Below are 20,024 nucleotides of genomic sequence, written 5' to 3'. Positions count from 1 at the left end.
ATGCTTTATTAAAGAACAAGGTTAGAAACAAGTAGGTAACTAAAATAAGTTAAACGCAGCAGGTTAAAAATTCCAAAACTAAAAAGTAGGAAGTCTACTATTGTAATGATAAATGTCCAATATCGTGTAAATTTCTTGTGCCTAAATAGAGGGAGATAAAAGACAGATAAGAGGATAGTTTGGCTATATTTTCAAGAGAAAAATGCCAAGTACAAATCAATAATTATAATATGGCTTTTAATATGAATCACTTGCTATAAATGGGCTGTGGGTCTATAAGAAAAGGCTTACTATTTGTGTGGATTTGGTGTATAAAGGTGTTATACCCACACAAAAAATGAGGAATAAATCATGAACTGGCCACTATTTTCTGTCATCTATTCAATAGCTGCAACCGTGACCGTCGGTGTATTAATGATTGCTGCTTTGGTCACAGGATTTAACCAAATCCCGCACATCCAAATGGCGGTTGCCGCAGGTATCATTGTATCCATTCCAGCTGCCTTATTTTTTACCAAAAAAGTGGGAAGTATCACGGGTAAGGAAGGTCATAAGGCTTAGGGCTACAAAGCTACGAATTTAAGACTAAGCCATTTCAAAAGCTGGCTATTTCAAAAGCTAGCAGTTTCAAAAGCCCGCCACCATAAAAATTAAAAATAAAGAAAGGCAGCTTAGCTTTAGAATTTATATAAAATAAAAAACAGCCCCTAAAAAGGAGCTGTTTTTTTATTGCTTATAAGGCGTGGTTATGCGTTTTCATTAATAACAACTATTTTAGCTCAACGGTGGCGCCATTTTCGATATTGGCATATACCTCTAACACATCCCAGTTGGTCAAACGGACGCAACCAGCGGATGCTTGGCGGCTGATACCTTCAGGTTTCGGTGAACCGTGTAGACCATAAGATGGCTTAGACAAGCCCATCCATACCACACCGACAGGGCTGTTTGGACCTGGTGGTAGCATATGTACTTGTTTGTCTGACCCTTTACCAACGGTCGCTTTATACCACGGCATTTTTACTTTATTAATGATTTTAAACGTGCCTTGCGGTGATGGCGTCGCATCACTTCCGACTGTTGTTGGATAAGTGGCGACCAGTTTATCACCGTTATAAGCATAAAGGGTTTTGTCGGCTTTATTGGCAACGACGCGATTAATCCGCTGTTTGAGTGGATCGCGCGTATTTAAAACGGTGATGGTTTCGCCAGCTTTATACTGTTTGTTTTTATTCAACTTGTCTAAATAGCGCACGTCCATATGGAAACGCTCACCTAACATCTCTTTGATGTCCTGATAATATAAGCCTTTCATTTTCGACTTAGCCTCTGCGCCTGCAGGCGTGGTAGCAAAGTTGGTTTTTACATCATCTTCGGTGATGGTATAAGTCACTAGCACTGGCTTATTGGCTGGGATATTTTTATTCAAAGCGTCCCATGTTTTTTGATCCATTTTACCAGTTGCAGGCAAGCCTTTCATGGTTTGGAAGTTAATCAGTGCCTTTTTACTGTTCATACCCCAGCCGCCATCAATAGCGCCCGGTGAGGCATGATTCCAATCCAACAACGCCTGCATTTTGATGGTCATTGCGGAGTTGACCTTCATGTTCGGTGTCCAAGTGGCACCGTTGACTTGTTTGGCATAATTAGACAGGTTTAGCGTGGTATATTTTTTACCATCGACATCTTCGATACTTTTGATAGAAGTATCGGCTGGGCGGTTATTGGCTATTGCTGCACTAGGAGCGGCAACAGCTTGGCCATCACTGATGTCATCGGTGCTATCAGACTGTACATCTTTACGCGCTAGCTCTTCGACACTCATATTATCGGCGCTGACGCTTTGTTGCTCATCTGCTTGTTGCGCGTCATTGTCGTCTTCGTCAGCTTCCTGTTTTTCATCAATCAGCTGCGTCATACGATCAGGCGATTTAGGCTTTAAAGCAGACGTGGCTACGGCAGGCGCGCGACTATCGAGTGAACTGCTGCGGTTTTCTTGCACGTTAAGGCTGACTTTTTTCGCCAAACTAGGCATTGAGTCAGCTTTACGTACTGGTAGAGTGCGCGTATTGTCGGCAGGGGCAGCAACAGCGCTGACACTGGCACTAACAATCGCAATAGATATAGCGGTGATAAGGGGCTTCATTTTCATCATATTGGCTTACTTATGGTTATAACTAATGCGGCTATTATGCGCATAATTTGGACGCTTCGCAAACTTTTGACACATCTTTTTTCGTTTAGGGCTTGCTAAACGTCAACAGTTGACGTATTCACTACAGTTGGGAAATAATTTAGTCATGCTAGTTATAAAGGAGCATTCACATTTGGTTAGAGTCTTGCTTATTTGCTTTATCGTTAAATGCTAGAGTGATAAGAGGTTAATGATACATTTACCTATCATAAAAGTTGCCTTATTTATTTGCAGTAGCTTTTTGCGCTAAAAAATACAGCCATTGGCGCAGCGCAAGGTTTACGTCTATAATGTATGACCAGTTTTTATTTAATAAATCGGCTGTTAAAAGTCAGCGATTTAATCCATCCGCATGTCGTCGATACGCGTGCAATCAGTAAGGTGTGATATGTCAGAAGACCAAACCATGAGCGCAGAAGAGTTTCAAAATCAGTACTTTGCTGATGAGTCGCAAGGCTTAGGTGATGAGATGACCTACAATTTGGAGTCAGAGCTGCTCGGTGAAGACGATGAGTTTGCCAATCTGCGTGCAGAGCTTGCAGAGGCGCGTGAGCAACTGGTCAGTATCCGTGATTTTATTCGTTTTGCGGTCACACAGCTGCGCAACTATGACGTGGTCGTCGCTCAAGGAACGACGGATGAATTTGCCGAAGCGTCGGCGATTGTGTTGCACACGCTGTCCTTAGATTGGGCAGCCAATGATCAGATTCTCGATTGCCGTTTAACCACTTCAGAAAAGCAGCAGGTACTGGGCTTATTAGAAGAGCGTATCGCTGAGCGTAAGCCGTTGAGTTATCTCATTAATTTATCGTATTTCTGTGACCTGCCTTTTTATGTCGATGAGCGCGTCCTAATTCCGCGCTCACCAATCGCCGAGCTGATTCGTCAGCAGTTCCATCCGTACTTCGATGTTAATGAGTTGGCAAAGCCGCTCGGTATGAGTATGAACAATCAAGCTGCCGCCTTCTTTGACCATGGTTTAGAGATTAAGCAGTTGGCGCAGCCTGAGCGTATTTTGGATTTGTGCACCGGTTCTGGTTGTATCGCTATTGCGCTTGCCACCCGCTTTGTTGATGCCTTAGTCGATGCGGTTGATATTGATAAAGGAGCGCTAGAAGTTGCGATGGTCAATGTCGATCATCATGACTTAGGTCATCAAGTTAATGTGATTGAGTCTGACTTATTTGCCAAGATTCCTGCTGAGCATCAATATGAGCTAATCGTTACCAATCCTCCTTATGTCGATGCCGCGATTATGGCCGATTTGCCACCAGAGTTTTTATATGAGCCAGAACATGCGCTCGCTGCTGGTCAGGACGGACTAGATTTGGTACATCGTATCTTGTTTGAAGCGCCAGATTATCTTAGCCCTGAAGGGTTGCTGGTCTGTGAAGTCGGCGATAGTGAATGGGCGTTAAAGCAAGCGTATCCTGAAATCCAATTTGATTGGTTGAAATTCGCTCACGGTGGTCATGGTATTTTTGCTATTACCTATGACGAGCTTATGACTCATCGTCAATTATTTACCGCTTATGTGCAATTATTAGATGGTAATCAATAAAGTAAAATTGACACTGACACTAAATTAAAAAACGGCAATTAAAAAGCAGCAATTAAAAAATCGACTTCATTTGTTTAAGGATAAATATGGCTGGCAATAGTATTGGACAGGTTTTCACCGTAACGACGTGCGGTGAGTCGCATGGTGCAGGCCTGATGGCTATCGTCGATGGCGTTCCGCCAGGTTTAGAATTGTGCGAAGCAGATTTGCAGATAGATTTGGATCGCCGTAAGCCTGGAACGTCTAAATACTCAACCCAGCGCCGCGAGTCTGATGAAGTCGAGATTATCTCTGGGGTATTTGAAGGTAAGACCACGGGCACCTCGATTGGGCTTTTAATTCGTAATACCAATCAAAAATCAAAAGACTATAGTGAAATAAAAGACACTTTTCGCCCCGGTCATGCCGATTATACCTATAGTATGAAATACGGCTTTCGCGATTATCGCGGCGGCGGGCGTTCATCAGCCCGTGAAACGGCTATGCGGGTGGCGGCAGGTGCCATCGCTAAAAAATATTTGCATGAGCGCTTAGGCGTACAAGTGCGCGGACATGTTACCCAAATTGGCTCGGAATACAGTCAAGTGCTAGACCCGAGTCAAATTGACTGGGATTTTGTCAATAGCAATCCGTTTTTTTGTGCGGATAAAGAAGCGGTCAGCCGCTTTGAAGTCTTGATAGACAGCTTGCGCCGTGAAGGCACGAGTTGCGGAGCACGTTTGGAGATTATCGCAAGCGGCGTGCCCGTCGGATTGGGTGAACCGGTATTTGACCGCCTAGACGCTGATATTGCCCACGCGATGATGAGTATTAATGCCGTCAAAGGCGTAGAGGTCGGTGATGGTATGGCGGTAGCTGGACAGTTTGGTCATCGCTCACGTGATGAGATGACCCCTGGTGGTTTTACGGCCAATCATGCGGGTGGCATCTTGGGTGGTATCTCATCAGGCCAAGACATCCGCGTTAGTATTGCCTTGAAGCCAACCTCTAGTATCACCACGGCTGGCAAGAGTATCAACACAGAGGGTGAAGCGATTGAGATGCTGACTAAAGGGCGCCATGACCCTTGCGTGGGTGTACGCGCGACCCCCATTGCTGAAGCGATGCTAGCGATTGTGTTACTCGATCACTATCTGCGCCATCGCGGTCAAAATGTCGATGTTAAGCTGCCAGTGCAGTCGATTACTTAAATTTTCTACCATCTATTTATTTGCCCTTTGCCGCATCTACTGCTGTTCTATTAGATACGTTAGAGGGTTTTTTTATGCATGCCTAAAAAGTTAAGTAGGTAAGTTATAAACTCTATTTAAATACGGTATGTCTTGCTTAATAAAACAAACAAATCTGGTTTTATTTATCAGTTGAAGGAACTTAAACACATGAGTAACTATTTAGATGCTGTTATTGTTGAACATAATCCTACAAACAAAGTGATTGACCGAGCCGTCATTTGGCTGCATGGCTTGGGTGCTAGCGGTCATGACTTTGAGCCAGTTGTACCACAGTTAGGTCTTGCGGATGACATGGCAGTACGTTTTATCTTTCCGCATGCGCCTAATCGTCCAGTGACGGTTAATGGTGGTATGGTCATGCCCGCATGGTATGACATCTTAGAAATGAGCCTTGAACGTAAAGTCGATATCGCTCAAATCGAAGAATCTTCTCAGCAAATCCATGACTTGATTGCTCGTGAAATCGAGCGCGGTGTTAAGCCTGAGCATATTGTCATTGCGGGATTTTCGCAGGGCGGGGCAGTGGCGTATCATGTGGCACTTGGCTATCCACAGCGCTTAGCAGGCTTGATGGCGCTGTCTACCTATCTGGCGACCAATGACCATATCAACTATAACGCCGCCAACAAAGACATGCCGATATTGATTGAACACGGTACGCATGACCCCGTCGTGCCTGTGGTTCTAGGCGAGCAAGCACAAAATTTGTTATCGGAGAAAGGCTATAGTGTCGTTTACCATACCTACCCGATGGCGCATCAAGTTTGTATGCCGCAAATTCAAAATATTGGCCAATGGATGAATAAAGTTTTGGCTTAGATAATTGAGCTGTAACTTAATGTAATACAGAAGGTTTTTAGGTTGAAAACTGATAGGCAGGTACTATATAATAGTCAGTCTTATTGGGGATGTTCTGGCTTCGACGCTGGTGATGAAACTCAATGATGCATGTCGAGAGTGTATGTCCTCTCGTTAATCAAACATATATTGTTATAGTCGCAAACGACGAAACTTACGCTCTAGCAGCTTAAACCCTGCTTACTTGGTTGCTGATCACCTACAGTTGGTCAACTAAGTTGAAGCGTCCGCATGTAGGCTCGCCACAAGTGATTGTCTCAATCGCTTGGGTTCAAAAGTAGAGAATCGTCCAATCCATCCTGACTGTCGGATCGGTGCGGATTAAAACTAAAGACAGAAACTAAACATGTAGATTCATGAGCGTAATGCTGGCGGACGCGGGTTCAACTCCCGCCATCTCCACCAAATACTAAAAATCCGATCACATAATGTGGTCGGATTTTTTTTGATTTAAATTTATTACTAAGTTCGGAATGTAAATTTTTAATGAGAGTAGAAGGTTGATTGATCTATTTGATAGAGTTCAAAGACAGTAAAAGCACTGTTTTCTTAATGCGCTTATAAGAAAAAGGCCTCCAATCGCTTGGAAGCCTTTTAATATAATGGTACCCGGAGCCGGACTTGAACCGGCACGCTATTACTAGCGAGGGATTTTAAATCCCTTGTGTCTACCAATTTCACCACCCGGGCAAAACTTGTCTTATCTAAAAGTAAGCTTTCTACTTATTAGATAGTGGTCGCTATTATAAGCATTTCCATTAATAATGCAAGCTAAAATTAACGTCATACTTATATATTTATAGCTAAATAATTGGAGGCTGAGGTCGGAATCGAACCGGCGTTAACGGAGTTGCAGTCCGCTGCATGACCACTCTGCCACCCAGCCAATCAAGGATGCCTATATTAGCAAAAATAATTTAAATTACAAGTCATTTTTTAACGAAACAGCGCTTATTTGCTAAGTTGCCGCTATTTAACCATAAATGAGGCATTATTTGAGCCTTAATAAGGTAAAAGGACAGCAAAAGTGGTGCAAATGAAGTCATCGCCAAACCTAAATTCAGTGATGACTTGTTAAAAATAGTTATTCTAGTTTAGCGCTTGCTAGACAATATCTTGATTATTACGTTTTGCTTTTTTGAAATCGCGATAAGTTGCGGTACAGATTAATGTCAGCACCCCAAGGGTAATCGCCGGCCAGACGAGGATATAAAATCCATAGATAAAGACGTTTTCCATGATGTCTCCTTATAGTGTTTATATAAATTTTTTGCTTACTAGATTTTAGTAACAATGGCTAGCCAAGCATTGGTTAACCATCAATGACTAATGAGTTTTTGCTTAAGTTTTTGGTAACGTTTGTGCTTGCGGCTGTTTATCGTAGTTGCCCACCCGCTGTTTAATGAGGTCAAAATCAAAATGCTCGTCACCCATAAGGCTAACAATCACGCAGACGATGGTACTGGCACCGTAAGCGGTCAAGGAAGCCAGCAAGACCATATATTGGCGTAAAAAGCCGGTGGCAAAAATGAGCATCAGTACGAGCGTAATAGCGGCGGCGCCCACACCGATTTTGCGTCCTAAAAAGCCAAAGACCATGAGTCCAATGACGACAGCAGCACCAACACTGGCCAAAATTTCAAAAAATAGTGCGGTGAAGCCTTCAATGGGAATCAGCTCAAAGCGCGCGACGCAAAATAATAACAACCCGACGATGACGGCTGAGGTAAAGGCCACATTGGTGACGCGATTCCAGAACACACTAGCAATCACAGGGAATACAATGGTGCCCCACAATGCGCCAACGAAGACCAGCATGACCAATATATCAAGCTTAAAGCTGGCAAAAATCAATCCGGCAGCGGTGGCAATAATCATGGTTGAGCGTCCAACCAGCATCATGGTTTTTGGTTTTACGCGCCCTTTAGCGATATTTTTGCCATAAACGTCCGCCATCATAATCGTTGATAGCGCCGATAAATCTGAGTCAGCGGTTGAGGATAACGAGCCAATGACCAAAATAAAGAACAAGGCAATAAATACCGGATGCAAATAAGTACTAACCATTTGCGGGATTAAGTTATTCATATTGCCATCGAGCGGTTCAATACCAATGGTCAAAGCCATCAAGCCAATCATACCAAGTCCAATGACGATGCCCGCGTAGCCGACCGTTGCAGTGACAAAAGTGGCTTTGATTTTGCTTTTATCAATGGCAAATAATCGCTGGGTAATGGTTTGGTTGCCGATAGCATAAGCCAATACCGCGACAAAATAAGGCGCCCCTTGCTGAAAAAAGGCTTCGGAAGAAAACAGGTTTTGCTGCTCTAAGGTTAAGTTTGATAAGCCACTGACCATGACCGATGGCCCGCCCATGGCAAATAGCACCGCAGGGATGATGATGACTCCAATCGCCATCAAAGCAACTAATTGAGCAAAATCGGTAAATACGGACGCTCGAAATCCAGAGGTTAACGTATAGCTGAGCACTCCGACACCTGCGATAATGACGCCGGTCTGAAAAGATAACGGCGATAATACTGATACCAAAGCACCAGCAGCGGTGAAGTTGACCATCAAGCTAATTAAGCTGCCCATAAGATTAGATATTGCTAAAATTAATTGGCTTGATGATCCGTGGCGCGCGTGGATAAGTTCACCTAAGGTGTGTCCATTAGGAGCAAGTTCGCGAAAGCGCATGCCAAAAGGGTAGATGAATAAAATCATCAAGGCGCCCCAAAAACCATAATGTAGCGGTCCTGAAACGCCGTATTTATAACCGGAGGTTGCAGCCGCATAAAACGAGGCTGCCCAAATCCAAGTTGCAGTCATACTCGCCGCGCCCATGCCAAAACCGACACCATGACCGGCGACCATAAATCCAGAAGTGGTTTCCTTATCTTTTTTAATCAATAAAGACAGCAGGTAAGTACCGCCATAAAATCCTAATAAAAGTAAAAGAATGGTGATTGATGAAAATTGGAACAATGACTCAGTTTTCAAATTCATACCTCGCAATTGTTTGAAGAATAAAGGTTTGCAATAAAAGTCATGCCACAAACTGTTAGGAATGTAATAGGACGCATTGGTTCTATTCGCTGCTTGTATACAGCGCACAAGCACGCAATGAGGCAAGCCAAACGCTCACGTTAAATGTGATGCCGCTTTTTCATTTAGCACAGCCTGTTAGACAAATATTTGACAAAAAATATAGACTAAAAATTTGTCTTAGAAATAACGGCGGCAACTCTCAATAGGCGTCTGTTAATGGATTGACCATTACGCTGTCAAGTGATGCCTACTCGATAGTAACGAGACGCTAAAAGACGCTTATTGACTAAGCATCTCTAGCAAAAATACGGATAAGCACTGAGCCTAAACTGCTTGAGCGGTGCTAAATAGAGCTGTTTATAGTAGCTGCGTTAAGCAACAGTTAGGATGGATTTTCATCCCTTTATTGCTTGTGAGCGAACATCCGCTGTCGTGATAATAAGTAAATTTTTACGGCAGTTATTGCCAGTATTTACTTCTCATTGATAAATAAAACTACAGCGATGTTAAATTCTCGTAACATGTTTGTGCGGTAAGAGTAACCTATTCTGTCTGCTATCTCAAATTTTACCGCAGACTTTTTAGTCAGCCAGCATTAAGATAAACTAATAGGTCGTCATTAAAATGATCCTAATAAGCAGAAGAGGTTAGGAGAAACTATGAAGTTTAAACAAATTTTCTTGTATTAAGGAAAGGTAACGATAAAGGCTAGGGGCTCTTTTACGAACTTACAGGGAGAGTTAAGTTGAAGTAAAAATAAGTAGAAAATAGTTATTGCTTAGCGGTTTAGTGATAGAGTTAAGTGGATATAATAAAAGAGTCGCCCCTAACTTGTTGTTTTAAGCGTCTTTATAATTGGTATAATAAGTAACTCGGTCATCGCGTAAAAACCCTGCCAGTCCCAAACCATAGTGTTCAGCGACGCGTACTGCAGTACTGGTCGGTGCCGACATACCAACGAGCCAAGGAATGTGGCTACGAATGGATTTTTGTACCAGCTCAATAGACAATCGCGAGGTCATCACCACGCATGTCAGCTTGGTCTTGTTGCGCAATTGCCAACCGATGAGTTTATCAAGTGCGTTATGACGCCCTACGTCTTCAAATAAATACAAATCCTTGCCTTGCATGGTGGCTGCAGCGTGTACCGCACCAGTGAGTTGATGGGTATGCTGGGCGGCGTTAATTTGCTGATGCATGTGCAGTAAATAATTAAGACTGGGCACGGAGGATTCTGACTGTTTTTGTTGCAAGCTGGATGATAAATAATGACTTAAATCGGGAAGCGCTTGCGAAAGCCCGGTGATACCGCACATACCGCAGCCTGTACGTCCTGCTAGCTGTCGCCTCTGCGCTTGAATACGCTGATGACAGCGCTGATTTAGTACCAGCTCTACTACATATACATCATAGTCTTGCAACTGCGCTGAAAATTGCTCAAATGCCGTCTTTTCATCAAGTAAGTCATCCGTTAAATCACTGGTGAATTTTCGGTAACTGGCAATATCGGTCAGTTGCGTTACCTCCCACTCTAATAATTCATGACTATGATGAATCAATCCTTCGCTATACAAAAAACCAATAGCAAGATACTCAAGCTGGTAGGGGCTTGCCATCAATATCGCATAGTGGATACCATTAATGACAATCGCAACCGCTGCCTCTACTGCCAGCAGCGCTGATTTGTCATCAACCTCTGTTTCTGCATTTTTAGAAGAGACATTTGCTGTAGATAAATAAGCATGTTTTTGTGTTAAATGTAGGCGCGATAAAGGCACGGTCTGCATATCCATTATTGGCGCAGCAGCATGATCAGCATTGGTTTCTAAATCGGCCGCTGAGCCATTTAACCAAGGTTCTACTGCAACTACGTTATGTTTACTGACCATCATATTTTAACCATTTCCTTTATCAAACTATCTTTGTTAAGCGCTGGCAGCTAGTGTGTTTTCAGTAACGCGCTGCAAAACAACGGTAACGGATTTATAAGAAGGCGTCCTTGAGTCTGGCGCGTGAGTGTCTAAGTCGATAAGGTCGTTACATTCAGGATAATAAGTCGCCACTGCATTGGCAGCGATATCCATCTCAGTCAGTATTAATGGACCTAAGGTGCGCTGTTCATCTTGACTGTCTTGACGCGATACCATAACACTATCGCCTTTTTGCCAACCTAAACGCTTGATTTCATCGGGATGCATAAATAACACGTCGCGGCGGTTGGTCTGGCGATAGCGGTCTTGATGACCAAAAATCATGGTGTTAAATTGATCATGACTGCGGACACTGGTTAGCTGCCATACTTTTTGCTCAGCGCTTTGGGTTGGATTGTGATCGCTATTGCTTGGATGAATCGCGGGTTCATTATTTTTGCTATGGTCACTTTTAGCATTGTTATTTTTAGCATGGCTATGATAGCTCGATGTGGTTTCTGCCATCTGTGCTGCGACATAAGTAATGGGATATTGTGGGACTTCAAACTGCGCTTTGCCGCTATCGGTATTCCAAACGCGATGACGGGCAGGGTGGTATAAATGAAAACCGCGCTCGTTTTCACGAATACGATCGTTAAAATTCTCAAAGCCTTCAATCGCTTGAGCGATATAATTACGGATGATATCAAAGTCGCTGCTCATTGTTTGCCATGGAATAGACGAATCAGCGTCAAGCGCGTGGGTTGCCATATCGGCCACAATTTGCGCTTCAGATTTTAAATTATCACTAATCGGCTCAATGCGACCGCGCGTAGGAACAATTTGGCACATAGAGTCTTCAATCGTCGCGAACTGCTCACCTTTTTCCGTTACTAAGCGTTCGGTACGACTGATACAAGGTAAGATAAGGTTATTTTTACCCGGATATAGCATAGTTTCATTAAGTTTGGTGCCGATGAAAACATTGAGTTCGGTAGTGGTTAAGGCCGTTTGAATCGCACTTTTATCGGGCGCGGCAACGGCATAATTACCGCCCATGCTGATAAAAGCTTTGAGCTTACCTTGCATTAATGCTTTTGCGCCAGCGATGACATCAAGCCCATCTTCTTGTGGCATAGGGCGCTTGAACACGCGCTCAAGGCTATCAAGTAAGCTCTGTTTAGGGCGCTCATGGATACCCATGGTGCGATCGCCCTGCACATTGGAGTGACCACGCACCGGTGAGGCGCCTGCGCCATCGACCCCAATCATCCCCATGAGTAGCAACAAATTGGTAATCATGGCGACGTTATCTTCGCCTTGGACATGTTGGGTAATACCCATGCCCCAGGTACAAATGGTTGCTGGGCTATCAGCAACAAGTTTGGCAAGTTTGATAATGTCTGCTTTACTAATACCGCAGCCACGCTCTACCTCTGCCCAAGACTGCTGGCGTAACCAAGTATCGAGCGCCTCATAACCTGATGTGTGCTGCTCAATAAAATCATTATCAATTTTGCCATTTTTGGTCAGCCATTTGGCCAAGCCCGTCAATAAAGCGGTATCACCACCGATTTGAATTTGAATGACTTCATCAACCATTTCATCACTTTGCCCTGCGGCCATATGGGTAGGTTTTTGTGGATTTCTAAACTTGCTTAAACCTTGCTCCCGCATCGGATTGATAGAGATGATTTTGCAGCCTTGCTTATGAGCGTGTGCCAGCATCTCAAGCATACGCGGATGATTGGTGGCAGGATTTTGCCCAAACAGCATAATTAGCTTCGCCTGTTCAAAATCTTCCAAAACCACCGTGGCTTTACCGACGCCTAACTGTTTACCGAGCATCACTGACGTTGGCTCGTGACACATATTTGAGCAATCTGGCAAATTATTGGTGCCAAAACAGCGTACGAACAATTGATACATAAAAGCAGGCTCGTTAGTGACGCGTCCTGAGGTGTAAAATAACGCTTCATCTGGCGAATCGAGATTCTGTAATGTCTCGGCGATACGCTCATACGCTGCCTGCCAAGAAATCGCCACATAGCGGTCTTGCCCCGCATCATAATATAACGGCTCTGATAAGCGGCCGCTGTGCTCAAGCTCGTAGCCTGACCAGCCTTGTAGTTCTTTAACGCTATGTTTGGCAAAAAATGCGGCATCGGCGCGCCTACTCATCGTTTCACTGGCAATGACTTTAATACCCGTTTCACAGACATCAAGGCTTTTATGGGTCTTATGATCTGGCCATGCACAGCCCGGACAGTCAAAGCCGCCGTTGGGCTGGTTGCTATGCAAGATACTTATGCTGCCACGCAAAAAAGCCTTATAATCCATTAACTTACGAGTAGAAGCAACCAAAGCTGGCCAACCAGCTGCAGGGTGAGAGTAAATAGGAATTTTACGCATGATAGACCTCATAAGCGAATGGCGATAAGTAAGTATGACTGTAATAAAAGTCATTGCCTTAAGCACTACTATATAATGGCTGGTCAAAATTTTTTAGTCGCATTAACCATAGATAACAAAAAACCTCAAAGTCATTCAGGCGTTTGAGGTTTTTTTATTTTAAAAATCAGCATGACTGATATGTTGTCAGGTTAGTGCATTTAATAACGCGCATCTTTAGGTTTTTTGCCATTAGGCCAGTCGTTTACTTTGCCAGCAAAGTCAGGACGCGGTTGATGGGTAAAAAATTCAGCGACATCGATGGCGTCTTGATCACTGAGCACATTGCCATGACCCCATAGACCTTTGGTTTGAATGCCCATCGGCATATTGTATTTCACAAAAGCCGCCGCTTTATAAGTACGCGCCATGCCCGCACCGATATTAAAGGATTCATCGCCCCATAATGGTGGGAAGACAATATCACCGCGACTGTCTTTCATGCCTTCGCCGTTATCACCATGACAGGTGGCGCATTGTACTTGGTATATTTTTTTACCGCGTACAGGGTTACCGACCAAGGATTCATCCACTTTACCCGCGTTTTGGATATCGACCTTTTGTTCTTTCGGCGTATTTTGGGACAGCCATTTCATATAGGCCAACATTGCTAGCATTTCAGGGGATTCAGGTTTTAATGGTTTGCCATTCATCGAACGCTGAAAACAGCCATTGATGCGTTTGATTAAATCGATTTCTTTACCTGCGCGTGGCATCACACGCGGGTAGAAGTTGTAACTGTTGATATACGGGTCGCCAAGGGGGATTTTACCTTGCGAAATATGACAGCTATTACAGTTCATTTGCGCGCCAACGTGCTCGGGTAATAAGCGCTTGGTTTCGTTTAATAATCGCTTACCATAAAAGATTTCATCAGCGTTTGGCTCATCCAAGATAGAAGTATCTTGCGGCAGTACATAAGTACCGATGTCTTCGTTGGCATCATCAGCAGTAACTAAGCCATATTTAGGCGCGTTTTGCTCAGTAGGCTCGGGCTGTGAGCAGCCACTACTAATAGCGGCGATACTAAGCGCTGAAGCAGTCAGGGCAGCGGTGGTTAGTTTGCCCATTTTTATTTTCTGAGAGATTACGCTAACAATAGCAGGCAAGTTGAGTGGAGAGTTTTTCATTATTTTGCTCCTTTTGTTTGCGCATCAATACTTAAGTCTGGGGCGATATCGGTACTGGTCTTTGGTTTTTTGGCAAGAAAAGCGCGCATTTTTACCACATCATCGACATCGATTTCAGGTGCTTGGTTGGTCCAGCTATTACGGACATAGTTGACCACTTCCGCCACATCGGCATCACTCAGGTTAATAAATTCAGGCATGGTAAAGGCCATGCGGTCGTGCGGGGTTTCTGGCATGCGGCCACCGCTCAAGGTGATTTGGAGTACCGAGTCGGCATTTTTCGCATATACCGCACTATTGCCATCAAGGGCTGGGAAGATACGCGCCACGCCTTTACCATCAGCACGGTGACAAACTTGGCAATACTCGGCGTATAGAATCGAGCCGCGCGAATCATAATTGCCATCAAGCAGTTTTTGCGTGGTAATGTCTTTTTTCGCCGGCAAGGTTTTTTCTTTATTGGGCGCTGGCGTTAAGGTTTTTAGATAAGATGACATGGCGTTGATATCATAGTTTGTCATATATTGCGTGCTGTGCTCGACCACTTCGGCCATGGCGCCAAAAGCAGCCGTGGTGTCAGTACGACCGGTTTTAAAGAAATCATTTAATTCTGCGACGGTCCACGTAGCCAAACCGCGATGCTCACCGCGGATACTTTTGGCGCGCCAACCATCGATAACCGCCCCGCTCAAATATTCTTCTGAGTCGGCATTGTTTAAGGCGATTTCTTGGAAACCGATACCGCGCTCAGTATGACAAGAGCCGCAGTGTCCAGGACCTTCTATTAGATACTGGCCACGGGTCAATAGCGCATCATCAGTTTCTGGCACAAAGTCACGTTTTGGGTCAAACAGTGCTTGCCAATAAGCCAGCGGCCAGCGCCAATTGGCTATTGGCGGCAACTCACTTTTTAAGTTGGCTTGCTTGACCGGTTTGACGTCAGACATAAAATAGGCATACATCGAGGCCAAATCTTCCTCTGGCATAAGCTGATAAGACGGATAGGGCATGGCAGGATATAGCGCTTTATTATCACGGCGCACGCCATGCTTGACGGCATTTTTAAAGTCGCTAAAGGTATATTGACCAATACCGGTTTCTTTATCAGGGGTAATGTTGGTTGAATAAATGGCACCTAGCGGCGTCAGCATAGGCAGACCACCGGCATAGTTCTCCCCGTCAAGCGTCGTATGGCAGGCGACACAGTCAGCAGTACGCGCGATGTATTCGCCTTGTTTAATAAGCGCAGGGTCGGTGACATTAACCTCAATGTCACTGCTGGTTGTGCGCATATTAGGCAGTATTTGCCCAATAATAAACGCTAAAATCAGCCCGACAATGGCTGCCATAATAATGATTAATAGCCACTTTTTCATAAGCCTGCCCTCCATAAGATATTTTTACTAAGCTTCTCATTCGTCATATACATTCTATGAGGACTATTAGATAGTCCTATGAAACATTTAGGATTTAAGCTTAGTGAATGAAAAGTTACACGATTGTCATTCAGTATAGAGGAGCGTGTAACATTGTGATATTGTGGAAAACCACATTATAATTATGGTTTTAATTTATAATGAAGGTTTGATAGCTCAATTGTAAGGCTAGGTGTATGGATAAAAAGTCTAAAGTCTGGGCGAGCTTGAAGGCTTATTTTCTTGTCGTGGTAGCATCCTTTACTTGGTTAATGCTAGCCAGTGCCAATGCACAAACCTACTATTTAGGCGTGCTGGCGCCGCAAGGGGAAACGGCTGCGCAAGAGCGTTGGCAACCTTGGCTTAATCAACTTAATGAGCAACTCCGAGAAGACACTGTGGTCTTGGTGCCGCTAGCGTTAGAAAATTGGCAGCAGGAAATCGAAGCGCAGCAGTTTGCCCTAGTGCTTGGACCACAAGTTCAACTGATTAAAATGAATACCACCCATTGGCGCTGGCTTGCGACCTTGCAAGCTGATACAGAGACCGCTCAATTGCATGCGCCTGCTGATATCAATGGTAAAAACTTTAAGGAAAAAGCTTTTCATGAAAAAGGTTTCAATAAAACCGTTGATAAGCCGCTTTCTACAACGGTTAATCTAGCTAATGAATTTAATAAACTGTCTCAAGATAGGCAGTTAAAAGAGCCCAGCGCCATGGAAGCCGTCGCTAGTGCTCTTTGGGTAAAGGCAGACAGCGGCATTTATCAGCTGCAAGATTTGCAGCAGCGTAAAATTGCTGCCGTCGACAGTGAGGCTTTTGGTGGTTATCTGCTCGTCGCGCATTTATTACAACAAAACGGTATGCCATCCAACCGTTATCAGACCCAGTTCGTCGGTTATCCTATTGAGCGTACCTTACATGCATTGGCGAGTGGCAGTGTAGATGCAGCGATTGCGCCACTTTGTTTGATGGAAGAGATGGCGCAGCAAGGGAAGATTAGCAAAAAACAATACCGACTTATTCACCCTGTGGCGACCGCTTCTAGCTGTCAGTCTTCAACAAAGATATATCCCAATTGGACATTGGCGGCGACCGAGCAAGCGCCAGCTGCCTTGATTCGGCAAATCAATCAAAATTTATTTGGTTTGAGTCAATATGGAAAGAGTCAACCAGAGCAAGAGTCGTTAGGGATAGGACAGCGCTGGCTACCAGCCGAATCGAGTAGCGATGCTGAACGTATCCTTTATGATATGAATCGTCATCCAGCACAAAAGCAGCTGGGCGCGCATATGGTCGATTGGGTAAAGGCGCATCGATTGTGGATGGCAGTTATCGTTTTAATTGTACTGATATCAACGGTGAATTATGCGTGGATGAGCTGGCTGGCATGGCGACGACGGCAAAAAATCATTCTGCAAAATCAACTGATTCGTGATTATGACCAGCAGCTACGTCAATCAGAACGCTTCGCTGTCATCGGTGAGATGAGTGGATCCATCGCCCATGAAATCAATCAGCCGCTGGCGACCATTCAAAATTATGCGCAAGGCTTACTTATTCGCAGTCAAAGCAGTGTCAGCCGCCAAGACGGTAAAGAAAGTACGGTGCTGGATAAAAACTCTGCCCATAGTTTGAATGCGCTAGAAAAGACCCTAACGGACAAGCAAGTGCTAGAAAAGCAAGCAATAGACAAACAAGCGACAGAAAGTGCGTTACAGCAAATTGTTAATGAAACCGAACGGGTCGCGGCTGTTATCAGTAATATTCGGCGCTGGGCAGGGCGCTCGCAGCCGAACAACGTTCAAGTGGACATCGTCACCACCTATGCGCAGTGTATATTGCTACTTGGTGAAAAAGCCTCAAGTATTGGCTTTTGGTTGGCGAGTGACTACCAGACTTTGCAGTTGCCAAGCTTGGTTCTTGACCAGTTATTGATGAATAGTATGCTCAATGCCGAGCAGCAAGGGGCAACGCAGATAATGTTACGTTGTCAGGCAAAAGATTATAATGGTAAATCTTATATCGTATTGCATATAACCGATGATGCAGGCGGTTTTGATGAGGCGCAGTTGCTTGACCATAAACCGTTAGAGGGTAATCAGCAGTTAGTTGAGGGTCAATCACAACAGCGTCTGACTAATAAATACGCCACCAAATCGACCAAAGAAAATGGTTTAGGCTTGGGGCTGATGATATGTCAGCGTTTGTGCAAGTCAATTGGCGGTATGATGCAGCTTGGCAATATCGAATTCCAGCAGGAGCTTAATACTATACAAGCGTTAGATGGTTATCAGCAACGCTTAAAGCGGTCGTTAAATGGTAAAGTGCGCTTGATAAAAATGGAAAACACTCATCCATTAGCAAACAGGGTAGGTGCGCAAGTGTCTTTTTATCTGCCGTTGCATTTGGCAGATGATGCGCAGAAATAAGATAATCAACAGAGACAGTAAGCAAAAGCGAAAGTGAGCAAGAGAGGGTTATCAACAACCAAGCATTTACCCCACTCTCAACTTATTTTTCTAAGGTATTGGTTTACTTAGTTTTTAAAATTTCAGTTAAAACAATTAGAATTTTAAATTCTATAAAAATCAAAAGCCTACGATAAGTTGAGATTGGCGTAAGCATTTATAAATTTTACAAATTAACTTAATCATAAGGTTGCGTATGAATGCTCAGCATAATTCAGTTAAGCACTCAGAATGGCAAACGCCAGTTGATAGCAATAATGAACCTCTACTGGTTCATATCATCGACGATGAAGAAAGCGTGCGTCATTCCTGTAATTTTTTAATTAGCAGCTTAGGATTGCCGACCCAAGTGTGGTCAAGTGCCCTGACTTTTTTGCAGCAAGTTGATATCTATTATCCCGCGGTGATCGTCAGTGATTTAATGATGCCAGCCATGAGCGGTCAAGCACTACAAGCGCACCTTAATCAACAGGACAGTCCGATAGCGCTTATTGCATTAACTGGTCAAGGTGAGATTGCTGATGCTGTTAATATGCTCAAACAAGGCGCCGCTGATTATTTAGAGAAACCGATTAATAGTCACCGTCTCCAAGAAGCGCTTGAGCGTGCGCAAGTATTAACCCTCAAACGAGCTGAGCTTTATAGTATAAAAAAGCTCTATGCGCAGCTAACCGAGAAAGAAAAACAGGTCGCTCATGAGCTGATGCAAGGCAATCTAAATAAAAATATCGCCGACCATTTAGACATATCGGTACGAACGGTAGAGGTACATCGCTCACAGGTGATGAAGAAAATGCAAGCGCAGCATGTCAGTGAATTGATTCAAAAATTGGTCATGCTTGATTCTTAAAAACTAAAACAGCCATAAAAAAACGCCTAATGAGAAGGCGTTTTATTTTAAATTCAAAATATTTTGCAAAATGAGTTAGCTTAATATCAAACTGTCATCTTCGACCTTTTCACCGCGGGTTTGCTCAAACATATCCAGTAAATCATGCACATCCATGCCTTTACGGATATCGCCAGATACGTCTAATACCACCTGACCTTGATGAAGCATCACAGTACGCGTACCATGAGCTAGAGCCTGCTGCATCGAATGCGTCACCATCATCGTTGTTAGCTGATTGTCGGTGACGATTTTATCGGTTAATTCTAAAACAAACGCCGCTGTTTTAGGGTCAAGGGCCGCCGTATGCTCATCAAGCAGTAGAATCTTAGACGGTTGCAATGACGCCATCAGTAAGCTCACGGCTTGGCGTTGACCACCGGATAACAGGCCCATACGGTCGGTTAAACGATTTTCTAGACCCAATTTTAATACCGATAATTTCTCGCGAAATAAGTCACGGTTATTTTGATTAAGGGCAAAGTTCAAACCACGTTTGCCGCCGCGCTTATAGGCTAGCGCCATATTTTCTTCGATGGTTAGCGCCTCACAAGTTCCCGCCATCGGGTCTTGGAAAACGCGAGCAACCCAATGGGCACGTTGGTGCGCGGTCTTTTTGGTGACATCAATACCATTTAACAAGATTGAACCGCTATCCACGCGCGTGGTGCCACTGACAGCATTTAAAAAGGTCGATTTGCCTGCGCCATTGGTACCGATGACGGTGACAAATTCACCATCGGCGATATTTAAATTGATACCGCGTAGGGCAGGGTTTTCAATGGGCGTTCCAGGGTTAAAGGTCAACCGCAAATCTGTAGCTTGCATCATAATAATTATTCCTTATGGTTGCATATTGACA

At 44.1% G+C, this 20,024-nt stretch carries 14 protein-coding genes, 2 tRNA genes and 1 other RNA gene; 7 read left to right on the top strand and 10 right to left on the bottom strand.

Going from position 1 to position 20,024, the window contains the following annotated elements; genetic code table 11:
- The first annotated feature begins 351 nt into the window (after nt 1–351).
- Nucleotides 352–561 (top strand): hypothetical protein, encoded by a 210-nt coding sequence (locus tag RAH45_RS08845; protein ID WP_068404450.1) that lies wholly within the window; start codon nt 352–354, stop codon nt 559–561.
- A gap of 208 nt (nt 562–769) precedes the next feature.
- On the opposite strand, the gene RAH45_RS08840 is transcribed toward RAH45_RS08845, so the two are convergent.
- On the bottom strand, nt 770–2,155 hold the full coding sequence (locus tag RAH45_RS08840; RefSeq protein WP_306495187.1) for a L,D-transpeptidase family protein: 1,386 nt from the start codon (nt 2,153–2,155) through the stop codon (nt 770–772).
- Nucleotides 2,156–2,582: 427 nt separating this feature from the next.
- Here RAH45_RS08840 and prmB point away from each other — a divergent pair, with 427 nt between their 5' ends.
- From prmB to ssrA, 4 genes are all read left to right on the top strand, one after another.
- A complete protein-coding gene (prmB, locus tag RAH45_RS08835; RefSeq protein WP_198329134.1) occupies nt 2,583–3,755 on the top strand; it encodes a 50S ribosomal protein L3 N(5)-glutamine methyltransferase in 1,173 nt (390 codons plus the stop codon).
- A gap of 86 nt (nt 3,756–3,841) precedes the next feature.
- Complete coding sequence (aroC, locus tag RAH45_RS08830; RefSeq protein WP_068404446.1) at nt 3,842–4,945, top strand: chorismate synthase; 1,104 nt, start codon at nt 3,842–3,844, stop codon at nt 4,943–4,945.
- A gap of 189 nt (nt 4,946–5,134) precedes the next feature.
- The gene (locus RAH45_RS08825; protein ID WP_068404444.1) at nt 5,135–5,806 is read left to right on the top strand and encodes an alpha/beta hydrolase; all 672 of its coding nucleotides are present in this window, start codon (nt 5,135–5,137) and stop codon (nt 5,804–5,806) included.
- 85 nt (nt 5,807–5,891) lie between these two features.
- Nucleotides 5,892–6,250, top strand: a transfer-messenger RNA (tmRNA) gene (gene ssrA / locus RAH45_RS08820).
- A gap of 198 nt (nt 6,251–6,448) precedes the next feature.
- Here ssrA and RAH45_RS08815 read toward each other — a convergent pair.
- From RAH45_RS08815 to RAH45_RS08780, 8 genes are all read right to left on the bottom strand, one after another.
- Nucleotides 6,449–6,535: transfer RNA gene (locus RAH45_RS08815), tRNA-Leu, on the bottom strand.
- A 122-nt stretch (nt 6,536–6,657) separates the two neighbouring features.
- Nucleotides 6,658–6,731: transfer RNA gene (locus RAH45_RS08810), tRNA-Cys, on the bottom strand.
- Nucleotides 6,732–6,949: 218 nt separating this feature from the next.
- Nucleotides 6,950–7,084, bottom strand: a complete 135-nt coding sequence (locus RAH45_RS08805; RefSeq protein ID WP_219621718.1) for a putative transporter small subunit — start codon at nt 7,082–7,084, stop codon at nt 6,950–6,952.
- A 102-nt stretch (nt 7,085–7,186) separates the two neighbouring features.
- Nucleotides 7,187–8,833 (bottom strand): sodium:solute symporter family protein, encoded by a 1,647-nt coding sequence (locus RAH45_RS08800; RefSeq protein WP_198328706.1) that lies wholly within the window; start codon nt 8,831–8,833, stop codon nt 7,187–7,189.
- Between the two features lie 902 nt (nt 8,834–9,735).
- A complete protein-coding gene (gene fdhD, locus RAH45_RS08795; RefSeq protein WP_102076593.1) occupies nt 9,736–10,689 on the bottom strand; it encodes a formate dehydrogenase accessory sulfurtransferase FdhD in 954 nt (317 codons plus the stop codon).
- A 132-nt stretch (nt 10,690–10,821) separates the two neighbouring features.
- Nucleotides 10,822–13,218 carry an FdhF/YdeP family oxidoreductase gene (locus tag RAH45_RS08790; RefSeq protein WP_306495186.1) on the bottom strand — a complete coding sequence of 799 codons (2,397 nt, stop codon included), beginning with the start codon at nt 13,216–13,218 and terminating at the stop codon, nt 10,822–10,824.
- Nucleotides 13,219–13,418: 200 nt separating this feature from the next.
- A complete protein-coding gene (locus tag RAH45_RS08785; protein WP_198328685.1) occupies nt 13,419–14,387 on the bottom strand; it encodes a c-type cytochrome in 969 nt (322 codons plus the stop codon).
- The gene (locus RAH45_RS08780) at nt 14,387–15,763 is read right to left on the bottom strand and encodes a cytochrome c (RefSeq protein ID WP_306495185.1); all 1,377 of its coding nucleotides are present in this window, start codon (nt 15,761–15,763) and stop codon (nt 14,387–14,389) included. Before RAH45_RS08780 ends, RAH45_RS08785 begins: the two co-directional genes overlap by 1 nt.
- Nucleotides 15,764–15,999: 236 nt before the next feature.
- Here RAH45_RS08780 and RAH45_RS08775 point away from each other — a divergent pair, with 236 nt between their 5' ends.
- A complete protein-coding gene (locus RAH45_RS08775; protein ID WP_306495184.1) occupies nt 16,000–18,234 on the top strand; it encodes a sensor histidine kinase in 2,235 nt (744 codons plus the stop codon).
- A gap of 235 nt (nt 18,235–18,469) precedes the next feature.
- A complete protein-coding gene (locus RAH45_RS08770; protein ID WP_082894261.1) occupies nt 18,470–19,123 on the top strand; it encodes a response regulator transcription factor in 654 nt (217 codons plus the stop codon).
- Nucleotides 19,124–19,198: 75 nt separating this feature from the next.
- Here RAH45_RS08770 and RAH45_RS08765 read toward each other — a convergent pair whose 3' ends face one another.
- Entirely contained in the window at nt 19,199–19,993 is a 795-nt protein-coding gene (locus tag RAH45_RS08765; RefSeq protein WP_068404438.1) for an ABC transporter ATP-binding protein, read from the bottom strand.
- Nucleotides 19,994–20,024 lie beyond the last annotated feature (31 nt).

Origin of the sequence: Psychrobacter sp. van23A (genome assembly GCF_030845275.1) — a bacterium.
Taxonomy (GTDB): domain Bacteria; phylum Pseudomonadota; class Gammaproteobacteria; order Pseudomonadales; family Moraxellaceae; genus Psychrobacter; species Psychrobacter faecalis.
The sequence above is the reverse complement of the archived record's forward strand: the minus strand, read 5'-3'. Positions and strand labels throughout refer to the sequence as shown.

What these genes read in the sequence shown, in the direction of transcription:
- RAH45_RS08845 (WP_068404450.1), top strand. Translation starts at nt 352, where the DNA reads ATGAACTGGCCACTATTTTCTGTCATCTATTCAATAGCTGCAACCGTG.
- RAH45_RS08840 (WP_306495187.1), bottom strand. Translation starts at nt 2,155, where the DNA reads ATGATGAAAATGAAGCCCCTTATCACCGCTATATCTATTGCGATTGTT.
- prmB (WP_198329134.1), top strand. Translation starts at nt 2,583, where the DNA reads ATGTCAGAAGACCAAACCATGAGCGCAGAAGAGTTTCAAAATCAGTAC.
- aroC (WP_068404446.1), top strand. Translation starts at nt 3,842, where the DNA reads ATGGCTGGCAATAGTATTGGACAGGTTTTCACCGTAACGACGTGCGGT.
- RAH45_RS08825 (WP_068404444.1), top strand. Translation starts at nt 5,135, where the DNA reads ATGAGTAACTATTTAGATGCTGTTATTGTTGAACATAATCCTACAAAC.
- RAH45_RS08805 (WP_219621718.1), bottom strand. Translation starts at nt 7,084, where the DNA reads ATGGAAAACGTCTTTATCTATGGATTTTATATCCTCGTCTGGCCGGCG.
- fdhD (WP_102076593.1), bottom strand. Translation starts at nt 10,689, where the DNA reads ATGGATATGCAGACCGTGCCTTTATCGCGCCTACATTTAACACAAAAA.
- RAH45_RS08790 (WP_306495186.1), bottom strand. Translation starts at nt 13,218, where the DNA reads ATGCGTAAAATTCCTATTTACTCTCACCCTGCAGCTGGTTGGCCAGCT.
- RAH45_RS08785 (WP_198328685.1), bottom strand. Translation starts at nt 14,387, where the DNA reads ATGAAAAACTCTCCACTCAACTTGCCTGCTATTGTTAGCGTAATCTCT.
- RAH45_RS08780 (WP_306495185.1), bottom strand. Translation starts at nt 15,763, where the DNA reads ATGAAAAAGTGGCTATTAATCATTATTATGGCAGCCATTGTCGGGCTG.
- RAH45_RS08775 (WP_306495184.1), top strand. Translation starts at nt 16,000, where the DNA reads ATGGATAAAAAGTCTAAAGTCTGGGCGAGCTTGAAGGCTTATTTTCTT.
- RAH45_RS08770 (WP_082894261.1), top strand. Translation starts at nt 18,470, where the DNA reads ATGAATGCTCAGCATAATTCAGTTAAGCACTCAGAATGGCAAACGCCA.
- RAH45_RS08765 (WP_068404438.1), bottom strand. Translation starts at nt 19,993, where the DNA reads ATGATGCAAGCTACAGATTTGCGGTTGACCTTTAACCCTGGAACGCCC.